This is a genomic window from Cutibacterium nasicola (genome assembly GCF_051303185.1).
Lineage (GTDB): Bacteria > Actinomycetota > Actinomycetes > Propionibacteriales > Propionibacteriaceae > Cutibacterium.
In genome coordinates this window covers 237077-250018 of the sequence record NZ_JBPPGE010000001.1, presented here as the reverse complement: position 1 = coordinate 250018, position 12942 = coordinate 237077, and the positions used below count along the sequence as shown (strand labels likewise).

Annotated in this window: 11 protein-coding genes and 1 pseudogene; all 12 read left to right on the top strand. The window is 56.3% G+C overall.

The annotated features are described in order from the left end of the window. Positions 1–119: 119 nt before the first annotated feature. The 12 genes and pseudogenes from murQ to hisD all read left to right on the top strand — a co-directional run bounded on the left by murQ (position 120) and on the right by hisD (position 12929). Entirely contained in the window at positions 120–1034 is a 915-nt protein-coding gene (gene murQ, locus ACSJJT_RS01150; RefSeq protein WP_435916557.1) for an N-acetylmuramic acid 6-phosphate etherase, read from the top strand. Between the two features lie 16 nt (positions 1035–1050). Next, positions 1051–1221: pseudogene (locus ACSJJT_RS01145) on the top strand (PTS sugar transporter subunit IIB); the annotation flags it as partial. A 300-nt stretch (positions 1222–1521) separates the two neighbouring features. Continuing rightward, entirely contained in the window at positions 1522–2448 is a 927-nt protein-coding gene (locus ACSJJT_RS01140; protein WP_435917007.1) for an N-acetylglucosamine kinase, read from the top strand. Between the two features lie 14 nt (positions 2449–2462). Then, positions 2463–3479 (top strand): Tat (twin-arginine translocation) pathway signal sequence, encoded by a 1017-nt coding sequence (locus tag ACSJJT_RS01135; protein ID WP_435916556.1) that lies wholly within the window; start codon positions 2463–2465, stop codon positions 3477–3479. Beyond that, a complete protein-coding gene (locus tag ACSJJT_RS01130; protein WP_435916555.1) occupies positions 3476–4906 on the top strand; it encodes a glycoside hydrolase family 1 protein in 1431 nt (476 codons plus the stop codon). The genes ACSJJT_RS01135 and ACSJJT_RS01130 overlap by 4 nt, the downstream gene beginning before the upstream one ends. Positions 4907–4934: 28 nt before the next feature. Then, a complete protein-coding gene (locus tag ACSJJT_RS01125) occupies positions 4935–5246 on the top strand; it encodes a PTS sugar transporter subunit IIB (RefSeq protein WP_435916554.1) in 312 nt (103 codons plus the stop codon). After that, positions 5243–6520, top strand: a complete 1278-nt coding sequence (locus ACSJJT_RS01120; RefSeq protein ID WP_435916553.1) for a PTS sugar transporter subunit IIC — start codon at positions 5243–5245, stop codon at positions 6518–6520. The genes ACSJJT_RS01125 and ACSJJT_RS01120 overlap by 4 nt, the downstream gene beginning before the upstream one ends. 49 nt (positions 6521–6569) lie before the next feature. After that, positions 6570–6899 (top strand): PTS lactose/cellobiose transporter subunit IIA, encoded by a 330-nt coding sequence (locus ACSJJT_RS01115; protein ID WP_435917006.1) that lies wholly within the window; start codon positions 6570–6572, stop codon positions 6897–6899. Positions 6900–7104: 205 nt separating this feature from the next. Beyond that, complete coding sequence (locus ACSJJT_RS01110; RefSeq protein WP_435916552.1) at positions 7105–7377, top strand: hypothetical protein; 273 nt, start codon at positions 7105–7107, stop codon at positions 7375–7377. A gap of 104 nt (positions 7378–7481) precedes the next feature. After that, positions 7482–11054 carry a DNA polymerase III subunit alpha gene (dnaE, locus tag ACSJJT_RS01105; protein WP_435916551.1) on the top strand — a complete coding sequence of 1191 codons (3573 nt, stop codon included), beginning with the start codon at positions 7482–7484 and terminating at the stop codon, positions 11052–11054. After that, complete coding sequence (locus ACSJJT_RS01100) at positions 11051–11605, top strand: hypothetical protein (RefSeq protein WP_435916550.1); 555 nt, start codon at positions 11051–11053, stop codon at positions 11603–11605. Before dnaE ends, ACSJJT_RS01100 begins: the two co-directional genes overlap by 4 nt. A gap of 4 nt (positions 11606–11609) precedes the next feature. Continuing rightward, entirely contained in the window at positions 11610–12929 is a 1320-nt protein-coding gene (hisD, locus tag ACSJJT_RS01095) for a histidinol dehydrogenase (RefSeq protein ID WP_435916549.1), read from the top strand. Positions 12930–12942: the final 13 nt, after the last annotated feature.

Here is a 12942-nt window from a genome sequence, read left to right as displayed (position 1 = left end):
CATGGTCCCAATGCGGACCACAGGAAGACAGTGTGGTCTATGTGGCCCACACCGTTGTACAGAGGGCGTGGTTTCAATACATGGAACCACGAAGTTTCGTCGTCGCAGGAGGCGAGTCCATGGACCATCTCACTAGGCTCACCACCACGGAGGGTCGGAACCCGGCCAGCGAGGGTCTTGATCAGCTGACGACCCTCGAGGTGCTTCGCGTCATGAATGATGAGGACCACCGTGTTCCTGATGCCGTCGCCCGGCAGCTTCCTGCCATTGCGGCGATCGTCGAGGCTGCGGTGGCGGGATTGTCGGCCGGTGGTCGGCTGATCTATGCCGGGGCGGGGACGAGTGGGCGGCTTGGGGTTCTCGACGCTGCCGAGTGCCCTCCCACCTTCAGCACACATCCCACCATGGTCGTCGGTCTCATTGCCGGTGGCCAGCAAGCCATGTTCCAGGCAGTTGAAGGAGCGGAGGACGACCAGGAGCGCGGGGCTGAGGAGATCAATGCCCTGCATCCCGGGCTCCACGACGTCGTCGTCGGGCTCGCTGCCTCCGGGCGCACCCCGTGGGTGATAGGAGCGGTGCGCGCCGCCAAGCAGGCCGGTGCCCACACGGCGTCAGTGTGTTGCAACCATGACGCCCTCATCAGTGACGAGGTCGATCTGCCCGTCGAGATCGACGCCGGCCCAGAGGTGCTCACCGGGTCGACCCGTCTGAAGGCCGGAACGGCACAAAAACTCGTCCTCAACATGATCTCCACGGCGACCATGGTCGGGCTCGGCAAGACTTACGGGAACCTCATGGTCGACGTCTCTCCGAGCAACGAGAAACTGCGGCAACGTGCTGTGTTCATCGTCGTGTCCGCGACGGGATGCACCCGGGACCAGGCCGTTATCGCCCTTCATGAGGCTGACGGTCACGCCAAGACGGCCATCGTCATGATCCTGCTGGACATGACGGCGGCACAAGCCCGAGAACGACTGACGACATCTGGCGGAGCGGTTCGCGCCGCTGTCGACGAGGACCATCCTCACAACTGAGTTTCAGGAGAACGTCATGGATTACAAAGAATGCGCGCAGAGAGTACTTGACCTGGTTGGTGGTCCTGGCAACGTCGAGTCGTTCACCATTTGCATGACCCGGTTGCGGCTCAACCTCGTCTCCCCACACGCTGCCGACGTTGAGGCCATCATGGGCCTCGACGGGGTGTTCAGTGAGGCTAGGGGATCGTTCCGGACTTTGCGTGAACAAGTGACTGTTGCACGACATCAACACGCTGGAAGCGTGGCTCTTCAGTGCTCTGAGTACTTGATTTCCGCGGGGTAGGTCGCGTTATTCAAAATTACCAGAATATCGCCCCATGTGGTTTTGTGGATTCTAAAAAAGAGTCACAGTTGGATATCTTTGAGATAAGCGGAATTGTAGATAGAAATCAGTGTTGAGAACAGAATAAAAATCAATCTTATATATTGACATATGTTTAATGTTTAATGCGGAACTATGACAGGCGCGAAAAAGAGTCTTGATATGAATTTCTTGGGTGTCGATATTGGTGGAACGAGTGTGAGATCCCTCGTCACCGACGCAGATGGAACAATACTGGGATATCAACGTGCTGCTCGTATCAGCCGACCGACGTTGTCGCAGGCTCTCAACGACTGCTTGACGGCCCTGTTAACCGAGTCTGCGGTCGGACGTGTGGAAGCAGCTGTCGTTGGGGCGGCTGGCGCAGGTCCGGCTGGTAACCGCCATGTTCGGGACAGTGTTGAGGAAGCGTTCCGCACTGCCGGTCTACGCGTCGTCCCTCGTGTGGCGACCGACATAGAAATCGCATATTGGTCAGCCGCAACATCGGGTGATGGTTCCATTCTTGCGGCAGGCACCGGAGCGATAGCCGGTCGTTTCTCGGAGTGGCACTGGGTTGATCGCCGAGACGGTGCCGGATGGTTGCTTGGCGACCATGGTTCCGGTTACTGGATCGGGAGAAAAGCCTTGAGAGCTGCCGCTGCAGACCTCGACGGACGAGGTCCTCACACCACCATTACTAGTGAAGTTGTCAACGCTCTTGGCTTGCCTGCCGGATGTAGTTTGCAGGACCTCATTGCTGAGACTAAAGAGCTCCGGCCGTCCGACGTGGCAGGTTTTGCGCCCATTGTTTTGTCTGCGAGCGACGACGAGACCGCGTCGTTCATCGTCGCTTCTGCAGCATCCGAACTAAGAGCAACTGTGAAAACCCTGAGCGCTAACCGTGTAATCCTGGCAGGAGGCTTGTTCGCCCCGAGAATTGACCACAACGGTGTGCGTCCCAACCCGTTACGGAGCATGGTTGAACAATCGTTGGGCGGGTGTATGTACGCAAGTCATCCGGTAGTTGGGGCATGTTGGGAGGCAGGACGATCGAAAGGATTGGACCTCCCCAAACATGAAATTACGTCCCAATTAGAAATGCAGTAGGAGTTAAGGAAGGGATGACGATGAACGCTAGCGGTCCTATTATGGGAAGAAGGCTGATTCTGGGCACGTGTGTAGCGTCGGTGGCGGCGGCCATGAGTCCGGAGTTCACGTTGGAATCGAAAGCAGCGTGTAGAAAACCAACAACAATGTGGAAAGAATCCATGGAAGGCGCATTGAAGTGTTTTCCCGTGGGTGGTGGATATCACACAGGAAGAAATATTCCTCCAGGTTTCCAGCAAACCACTTGGGCGGGAATGGACCGCGCCGTTAACGTTTCGGAATCTGGGGTTGAGGTGAATCCACAGCTCGCAACGCCGTCGTTCTGTTCTTCGGCGGTCTATCTTCTGCTACTGAAGAGTATTGAAATGTACGAAAATGCCTGTGATCACGTTCTCCCACAGAAACAGTGGGAGTACCTGAAGCCTTACACCGTCGAGAATCGAGCGTACCCGATTCAAGCCGATGGAGTTGGTGCGTGGGGCCGAGCCAACGCGAATGGACCGGGCGTCGCTGAACTTGTTCGTGAATTGGGAATCGGAACCAACATGTACATCGGTACAGCAGATGAGTACAGAAACTCGTGCCACCGAAATTTTCCGTTCGACACTATTCACAAATTCGATTTCATGAAGATCTTCTGGAATGATGAGATAGGAAAAGATGAGTCTGGTCACATGGTGGTTGTTCTAGGAAAGTCTTGTGAGCGTGACCAGGATGGCAATACTATGAGCATCCTGCACTACTGGTCTTCCAATGGTTCACACACCGATATCAATGCAGGGTATGGAATTAAATCTGTTTCGGTGGATAAAATTCATCGGGCCGTCGTAACACGAATCGATCGGCCTTGGAAACTGTGGCACACCGAGGTGATGATGCCCGATGATGTGTGCGCACCCCTAGCTGAGATTGCTAAGGATCGGAGCATGACACCGGAAGAGATGAAACGGCTGGTGGATGCCAATAGCTTCTGGTTGATAAGGGGCCGGAGATCGTCGCATGATGCTGATGCGGATAGGAGCATGAGATGAACCGTATTCTGTGGGGTGGCGCTACTGCTGCTAGTCAGTATGAAGGTGGGCTCTGTGATGGGAAGGGGCTCGATACCCAAGACTGTCGTCGATGGATACCGCGGACGGCGAACGATACGGTGCAGACGCGTCTTCTCACTCAGGATGATGTCGAGAATGCAAAAGAAGCCCGTGCAGATGACGCCGTATACCCCTTTCGTGTCGGCTCGAGAGGCTACGAGCACTGGAAGTCTGATTTGCGCCAGATCATAGATCTTGGCTTAGACATATATCGACTATCAATTAGCTGGGCTCGTTTGTTCCCAACTGGGTTTGAAGATGAACCTAATCCAGTTGGTGTGGCATATTATGATCGTGTCATTCGTTGTCTTACTGATGCTGGTATCCGGATTTTTATTACGATTAATCATTATGCGCTCCCTCTTGCGATAGTCGACAAATACGGAGGATGGAAACATCGCGACGTCATCGACCTCTATCTAAAAATGGCGAAATATGTCGTTGATAGATGGGGTAGCGAGGTGGATTACTGGCTCCCTATTAATGAGATTAATGCCGGATATTTCAGCCCATTTAATGGACTGGGAATAATTGGCAATGATGATCATGCGTATGACTACAATTCTGTATTCAATGGTCTTCATTATCAAATGGTAGCGAGTGCACTAATAACAGAATATGGTCGCGATATAGGCGTGCCGGGAAAATTTGTCTGTATGGTGAGCTGCTTCGACTACTATGCTCTGCATCCCACCCCTGAAGACAACATGAAACTAGTTCATGACGAGCAGATCAATCAGTGGTGGTGTGCTGATGTGCTAGCAAATGGCGAATACGGGTATTACGCAGGTAGGTTTTTGTCTGAACATAATGTCGAACTGGACATTACTGAAGACGACCGCGACGCGATGAAATTGAATACATGTGATGTCGTGTCTTTTTCTTATTATTCATCTTCAATCTGCAGTGTGGATGAAAAGCGGGAACAAGTTCCGGGGAACTTGGTAGCTTCACTCAAAAATCCTAACCTTGAAGCCACTGCCTGGGGATGGCAGATAGACCCAATTGGGCTAAGGATTGCCGCCCATAAGGTGTACGACCGATATCGAAAGCCTGTGATGGTCGCCGAGAATGGGTTAGGCGCACGCGACAAAGTAAGTCCTGATAACCGAATTCATGATGATTACAGAATTTCATATCTCGAACACCATATGAACCAAGTTGAGTTGGCTGTACGGGAAGGCGTGGATGTCGAAGCATATTTTGTGTGGGGAATTATCGATATCGTGAGCGCTGGAAGCTGTGAAATGGAGAAACGATACGGCGTTATTTATGTTGATGCTGACAATGAAGGCCATGGTAGTTATAACAGGTTGCGGAAGGATAGCTACTACTGGCTTCATGATTTCATCGCAACCAGAAAGTAATTAAACCTACAATCAAGGAGTATCGGTTATGTCAAATGTGTTGCTGATTTGTTCTGGTGGCATGTCGAGTGCGATTGTGTTAAAGAATCTAGAAAAAGAATTTAACAAGATAGGTGAAAGCGTTCATGCCAAGGCTGTTGGATCTGGACAGGCGCAGGAAGAAATATCGACAGGAAATTGGGATTTGATTTTAGTCGCTCCCCAAGTAAGAAATAGAATGAAGGTTTTTCGAGAGTACGCCGAACAGTGCGGAACTCCGATTTGTTCGATACCTCCGGTCGCCTATGGTCCGCTCGGAGGTTCGGAGCTAATTAAGACCGTCAAGGAACATTTAAGGTGATCGCAATGGAGAAGTTCTTTGACTTCTTGGACAGGCGTGTCGCTGGACCGATGTCCATGGTTTCTGAGCAGCGGCATATTCGAGCTATTCGCGACGGTGTTATTTCTGCTATACCGTTCATTATTGCGGGAAGTTTTGTCCTTATCATAGCTGCTCCGCCTGTGCCAGAAACTACCGGACTCGCTATTTGGGCGAAAGCGCATATCGACCAAATTCTAGTTCCATACCGCATGACCTTTGGGCTAATGTCGTTATATGTATGCTTCGGTGTCGGTTCAAGCCTCGCTCGGAGTTACGATCTTGATGGACTTGCTGGTGGTCAGTTGGGTGTTGCCGCATTTTTGCTAAGCCTGACTCCGAAAGCAATTGGTGATGGAGTCTTCTTGGATCTCGAGAGTCTGGGATCGCAAGGATTATTTCCGGCGATGATCTTGGCTCTATTAGCTGTTGAGGTGATGCGAGTATGCTACAAGCATAATTTAACCATTAGGATGTCTGAACAGGTGCCTGAATCAGTAAGCAAGTCTTTCGGGGCAGTAGTACCGGCTTTTACCATAATGGTTGTCATGGCACTGGTATCTGTCGTCCTAGGTATCGATATTATTGACATCGTACGGGTCGGGTTGGCTCCTCTGGTTACAGCAGGTGATTCGTTGCCTGGTGTATTAGTGCCGGCGTTTTTGGTAGTGTTTCTGTGGTTTTTTGGTATTAGCGGTGATTCGGTAGTCGGATCAGTTGCCCGGCCGATTTGGTTGCAGTACCTCAGCGATAATGCGAGCGCAGTTGCCGTGGGCTCTCCCGCTCCACACATCGCACCGGAGACCTTTTTTCAGTGGTTTGTGTCGATAGGCGGTTCCGGCGCGACAATAGGGCTAGTGATTGCTGGGTTTTTAGTTGGGAAGGCGAAATATACAAAATCTATAACACGAGCAGTAGCGGTTCCTGCTCTGTTTAATATTAGCGAACCGATCATGTTTGGACTTCCGGTTATGATGAATCCCTTTTTCATCATTCCGTTTCTTCTGGCCCCTTTGATTCTTTGTCTGGTGTCATGGTGTGCATTTAGTTGGGGGTTGGTGAGCTATATGGCAGTGCAGCCTCCATGGACGCTTCCTGCTCCGATAGGCGCTTTTTTGGCAACCGGTGGCGACTGGCGAAGTATTGTGCTTTGCCTGTTGAACATTTTGATTGCTACTGTGATTTATTATCCATTCATGAGGATGTATGACAGGAGTCAACTGAAGAAAGAAGAGCTCGAAGAGCCTAACGAATAATTTGTCCTGTTGCTAGGAGATTGTGATGCGTCAAGACGAAGAATTTGAAATGGAGGATATTGAAGCCTCTATTTTTGAAATAATTACTAATGCTGGTTCGGCTCGGTCGTTGCTGTATGACGCTCTTGATAAGGCTCACGCCGGAGAATTTTCGGAGAGTGAAAAATGTATGATCGACGCAGAAAAATACTTGAAGACTGCTCATGATGTTCAGACTGAACTCATCACTCGAGATCTGAATGGGTCACTGCCGATGTCACTTCTTCTTGTTCATGCTCAGGATCAAATCATGACGACCATGACTGAACAGTCCCTTATTGAGCAAATGATTCGACTTATTCGGCTTGTGCAGATGGGGCAAAGAATTGTGAATTCCTGATTATCCAGGATCTGAACCTCGGCTTACTCAACGTCCGTACATGAGGTTAAGGGCTGCCTGCTGGGCTGACCAGCATTGCGGGCAGCCCTTGCCAGCGCTTGCAGAATAGAGGCTGATGCAGTTCGTACGCGGTGGCAAACAAGATGAGTGAACAACAGTTCGACGATGACATCCGTATGAAATCGCGAATTTTGCAGTCTGGGGCGTGAATCGTCGCAATTGCGGGCAGCATCATGAGAAGCGGGTACGGAAGCGTGAGTCTTTTCGTGACGCCCCCAACGCCGGGTGCCGCAGGGCCGGATCCCTCCAGATGGACACCATGGGAAAATATCGTGGTGAGGTCCACCTCATGGTGCATGACGACAGGCTTGACGGGGACTTCGTCAGGGTTGGTGAGATTGCTGGTCCGTACACGGATCTGGTGTCCCAGTTGGCCGGTGGGATGCAGGTTGACTTCGTCGTTCGCCGCCCGACGTGAGTGGTCGGGTCGCTCCGGTCGGTGGTGCGGACTAGTCTGTCCGAGTCAGCACCACCCAGGGCCGGAGTGACCTCCATTCCGGTCGGTTCGTGAAAGGACTGTCCGTGGCCCGATCCGACTTCGTCCACCTTCACACTCACACTGAGTACTCGATGCTGGATGGTGCTGCCAGCAACGAGAAGCTCTTTGCCGAGGTGGCTCGTCAGGGCATGCCGGCGGTCGCCATGACCGACCACGGAAACATGTTCGGTGCCTACGAATTCTTCCAGATCTCCAAGAAGTACGACGGAGATCAGAACCCGCTGGTCAAGCCGATCATCGGTATCGAGGCCTATGTTGCCCCGAGTACTCGCAAGTCCCGGGTGCAGGAATTCTGGGGAACCTCCCGCGACGCGGGCGATCCGGATGCGGAGGGCGGCAAGGATGTGTCCGGAGGTGGCCGCTACACCCACATGACGATGTGGGCCAAGGACCCGGAGGGGCTCCACAACCTGTTCCGGTTGTCCTCCCTGGCCTCCTACGAGGGCTACTACATGAAGCCCCGCATGGACCGCGAACTGATGTCCCAGTATCCCGGTGGCATCATTGCCTCCACCGGATGCCCGTCGGGCGAGGTGCAGACCCGACTGCGCCTGGGGCAGTTCGAGGAGGCCTGCCAAGCCGCGGGTGCCTACCAAGACATCTTCGGCAAGGAGAACTACTTCTGCGAGTTGATGGACCACGGCGTCCCCATCGAAAAGCAGGTGCGCTCTGACTTGCTGAAGCTGGCCAAGCGGCTGGACATTCCGTTGCTGGTCACCAATGACTCGCACTACGTCACCGAGGACCAGGCTGACGCTCACGACTCGCTGCTGTGCGTCGGTGTGGGTCGTAACAAGGACGATCCGAACCGCTTCCGCTTCAATGGGTCGGGCTATTACATCAAGTCCTCTGACGAGATGAGGGCGCTGTTCGCCGATCATCCTGAGGCCTGCGACAACACCCTGCTGTTGACGGAGATGATCGGGTCCTACAACGAGGTCTTCGAGTACGTCGATCGGATGCCGCAGTTCGACGTCCCTCAGGGGGAGACTCAGGAGTCCTGGCTGCGCAAGAAGCTGCAGGAGGGGATGGACGAGAAGTTCGGTCCGAACCCGCCCAAGGAGGTCCTCGACCGTCTCGAGACCGAGCTGTCGGTCATCGAGCCTCTGGGATTCTCCTCCTACTTCCTCGTCGTCTCCGACATCTGCAATGCGGCGCGCTCCATGGGTGTGCCCGTCGGGCCGGGGCGTGGATCGGCTGCCGGTTCCCTCGTTGCCTATCTGACGGGCATCATCGCCATCAACCCGCTGGAACACGGACTGCTGTTCGAGAGGTTCCTCAACCCGGAACGTGTCAACCCGCCCGACATCGATCTTGACTTCGACGATCGTCAGCGTGACAAGGTCATCGATTACGTCACTCACAAGTACGGCGCGGAGTACACCAGCCAGGTCAACACCTTCGGCAAGATCAAGGCCAAGGCTGCCGTCAAGGACGCCAACCGCATTCTCGGCTACCCCTTCGCCCTCGGAGACAAGATCACCAAGGCCATGCCTCCCGACGTCATGGGCAAGGGAGTTCCGCTGAGCAAGATCTTCGACCCCTCTCACGAGAGGCACGGCGAAGGTCAGGAGTTCCGCCAGCTGGTTGCCGACAATCCCGACGTCGCCAAGGTCGTCGAGACGGCGAAGGGCCTTGAGGGATTGATCCGCGGCACCGGTGTGCACGCCTGTGCCTTCATCCTGTCCAGCGCTCCGCTGCTCGACTTGGTGCCGATGCACAAGCGCGACAAGGATGGCATGATCATCGCCGGCTTCGCCTATCCCCAGCTCGAGGAGATGGGGCTCATGAAGATGGACTTCCTGGGCCTGCGAAATCTTGGCATCATGGATCACTGCATCAAGATCATCAAGGAGAACCGCGAGGTCGACGTCGATCTCAAGGAGCTTGCCCTTGATGACAAGAACACCTACGAGATGCTGGCCCGAGGTGACACCCTGGGCGTCTTCCAGCTCGATGGCACGGCCATGCGGTCTCTGCTGCGTCTCATGGGACCAACCTGTTTCGACGACATCGTCGCCGTGTTGGCCCTGTACCGACCGGGCCCGATGGGCGCCAACGCGCACATCTCGTATGCCCAGCGCAAGAACAACCGGGAACCGATCATCCCCATCCATCCCGAGCTCAAGGAGGACCTCGACGAGATCCTTGCTCCCACGTATCACCTCATCGTGTACCAGGAGCAGATCATGTCGATCGCCCGGAAACTCGCTGGCTACACCCTGGGTGGCGCTGACCTGCTGCGTCGTGCCATGGGTAAGAAGAAGAAGCACATCCTGGAGGAGAACTTCATCCCCTTCCAGGCTGGCATGCGTGAACATGGGTACTCCGACGACGCCATCCAGACCCTGTGGGACGTCATGGTTCCCTTCGCCGGATATGCCTTCAACAAGTCCCACGCGGCCGGTTATGGGCTGGTGTCCTACTGGACGGCCTATCTCAAGGCCAATTACCCGGCCGAGTACGGTGCCGCCCTGCTGACCAGTGTTGGTGACGACAAGGACAAGATGGCGATGTACCTGGCCGACATGCGGACCCAGCACATCAATATCCTGCCTCCCGACGTCAACGTCTCCTCGCTGGAGTTCACCGCCGTCGGCGAGGACATCAGGTTCGGACTGGGAGCTGTCCGCAATGTCGGTGCAAACGCTGTCGCAGAGATCATTCGAGCCCGCGAGGAGAACGGTCCGGCCCCCGATTTCTTCAGCTTCCTGGATCAGGTCAGCCTGACGGTGTGCAACAAGAGGCTCATCGAGTCTCTCATCAAGGCTGGCGCCTTCGACTCCATGGGCCATTCCCGACGCGGCCTGATGGCGGTCTACGAGCAGGCCGTCGACGCCGTCATCGACATCAAACGCAACCAGGCCAACGGGCAGGACGACCTTTTCGGCATGGGGGACGACTCCGAACCCACCCAGCTGGGTGTCGAGCGAGTCGTCCCGGAGGACGACTGGGACCGCAGCACCAAGCTCGCCTTCGAGCGCGAAATGCTGGGCCTGTACGTCTCCGATCACCCGCTGCGCGGTCTGGAAGCTGCTCTGGAGGCCGAATCGGACATTTCAGTGGCTGAGCTCGTCAACCCTGAAGGCCATCACGAGGGGCGCTACACCATCGCCGGTATGGTCACCCAGATCGTCCGACGTACCACCAAGAACGGTGACATCTGGGCCTCCATCACCCTGGAGGACCTTGACGCCTCCATCACCATTGCCTGTTTCCCGAAGGTGTACCAGCGGGTGGAGCCATTACTGGCCGTCGACACTATTCTCAAGGTGCGTGGATTCGTCAGGGAACGTGATGAGACCGTCGAGATGTCGGCAAATGACGTCTGGCTGCTGGACCTCACCGATGTCAGCAATGCTCCCATGACGATTGATCTTCGTCGCGGACGATGCACCAGTGGCATCATCGAGGGCCTGCGTGGAGTACTTCGTAACCACCCGGGTAGCTCCGAGGTGAGACTGCGACTCATTGACGGCAAGGTGACGACCACCTTCCAGCTTGCCGATGAACTCAAGGTCGCCCCTGGTCAGCCGCTGATGGCCGACCTCAAGGCCCTGCTCGGCCCCTCGTGCATCCCCAGGAGGCAGTCATGAACGAGACGACCCGCGCCCACGGCCTCGCGATACTGCGATCGAGCCTGCTCGTCGTGGGAATCGGCGTCGTCCTGGGCGGACTTGCTGCTCCGATATGGCACTCCATGGTGATTCTGCCGACCTACACGGTGGGATCCGACGGGGCGGCTTCGACGACGGAGGAGGGCCTCATCCAGGTCTTCTCGACCGACGCCGTCTACTGCTTCGTCGGCCTGATCGTCGGGCTGATCATCGGCGTCCTGAGCTGGGTCCTCATGCGCCGTCGCGGGGCCTGGGGAGTACTGGCCGCCGGAGTGTCGTCCTGTCTGTCGGCCCTGGCCTGCTGGTGGGTGGGTGTCCTCATCGGCCCGGACTCCTTCGCCGAGCGTATTGCCGCGGCCAACGCAGGAGAAATCATTCCGGTGGATTTCGCCCTCCACACCTGGGTGTCCGTGCTGGTCTGGTTGCTCGCAGCGATGGTCCCGACGCTGATCGCATCCCTGGTGACGGGCTGGCGTCGCTCTCCGCGGGGTGGACGCCGCGAGCCGGTGACCGAGGCTTCATTAGACTGACGGTGTGCTGAGAATCGTCGATCTGACCCATGAAACCACTGGCGACCTGCGTCGCGCCGTGCCGCGCGCTGACTTTGACGTCGATGCCGCGGTGGCGGCCGTCATCCCCGTCAGCGCTGCGGTCAGGGACCGTGGCGCCGAGGCTCTGCGCGAATACAGCGAGAAGTTCGACCATGTGGTTCCGGATCATTTGAGGGTTCCGGCGCAGGCCCTGTCCGAGGCTGCTGCCGATCTTGACGGCACCTTGCGTCAGGCCTTCACTGAGTCCATTCGTCGACGTCGTCAGGTCTGTCGGGAGGCTGAGGTGGAGACCTCGTCGGCACCGGTCGAGGTGGCTGCTGGCGCTCGTGTGAGCCAACGCATCGTCCCCGTCGGTCGAGTGGGTCTCTACGTCCCTGGCGGATTTGCCCCGCTGGCCTCCTCAGTCATCATGAACGTCGTCCCGGCCCAGGAAGCCGGCGTGTCCTCGATCGCGGTGGCATCCCCGCCACAGGCTGAGTTCGGTGGCCTGCCGCACCCCAACATCCTTGCTCTGTGCCACCTGCTCGGGGTTGATGAGGTCTATGCTGTCGGCGGCGCCCAGGCCATCGCCATGTTCGCCCACGGTGTCGATGGCCCCGATGAGGCCGATTCCTGTCCGCGGGTTGACATGGTCACCGGGCCGGGCAACATTTATGTGGTTGCTGCCAAGCGTTACCTGCGTGGCACTGTCGGCATCGACTCGGAGGCTGGCCCCACCGAGATCGCCATCCTGGCCGACCGGACCGCTGATCCACGTCACGTCGCTGCCGACCTCATGAGCCAGGCCGAACACGACCCGCTCGCCGCAGCTGTTCTCGTCACCGATTCCACCGAGCTGGTCGACGCCGTGGAGAAGGAACTGACCCCGATGGTCGAGGCCACCTTGCACTCCGAGCGGATCCGTACCTCACTGACCTCCACACAGTCTGCCGTCGTCATGGTGCGTGACATTCACCAAGGTCTTGAGGTCGTTGACGCCTATGCTGCAGAGCACTTAGAAATCCAGACGGCCGATGCCGCCGCGGTAGCAGCGCGAGTCCACAACGCCGGTGCCATCTTCGTCGGTCCTTGGTCCCCGGTGTCCCTGGGCGACTACTCGGCTGGATCCACCCACGTGCTGCCGACGGCGGGTGCTGCCTGCCACTCCTCGGGACTGTCGATGCGTTCCTTCATGCGAGCGGTCCACGTCATTGACTACACCGAGGACGCCCTGCTCGATCTCGCCGATTCCGTCGAGAAGTTCGCCGTGGCCGAGAACCTGCCCGGCCATGCCAATGCCATCACCGTGAGGAGGCCGCGATGACCCAGCGTCGACA

Bases quoted from the DNA above. Each gene is read 5' to 3' on its own strand.
- murQ (WP_435916557.1), top strand. From the start codon at position 120: ATGGACCATCTCACTAGGCTCACCACCACGGAGGGTCGGAACCCGGCC.
- ACSJJT_RS01140 (WP_435917007.1), top strand. From the start codon at position 1,522: ATGAATTTCTTGGGTGTCGATATTGGTGGAACGAGTGTGAGATCCCTC.
- ACSJJT_RS01135 (WP_435916556.1), top strand. From the start codon at position 2,463: ATGACGATGAACGCTAGCGGTCCTATTATGGGAAGAAGGCTGATTCTG.
- ACSJJT_RS01130 (WP_435916555.1), top strand. From the start codon at position 3,476: ATGAACCGTATTCTGTGGGGTGGCGCTACTGCTGCTAGTCAGTATGAA.
- ACSJJT_RS01125 (WP_435916554.1), top strand. From the start codon at position 4,935: ATGTCAAATGTGTTGCTGATTTGTTCTGGTGGCATGTCGAGTGCGATT.
- ACSJJT_RS01115 (WP_435917006.1), top strand. From the start codon at position 6,570: ATGGAGGATATTGAAGCCTCTATTTTTGAAATAATTACTAATGCTGGT.
- ACSJJT_RS01100 (WP_435916550.1), top strand. From the start codon at position 11,051: ATGAACGAGACGACCCGCGCCCACGGCCTCGCGATACTGCGATCGAGC.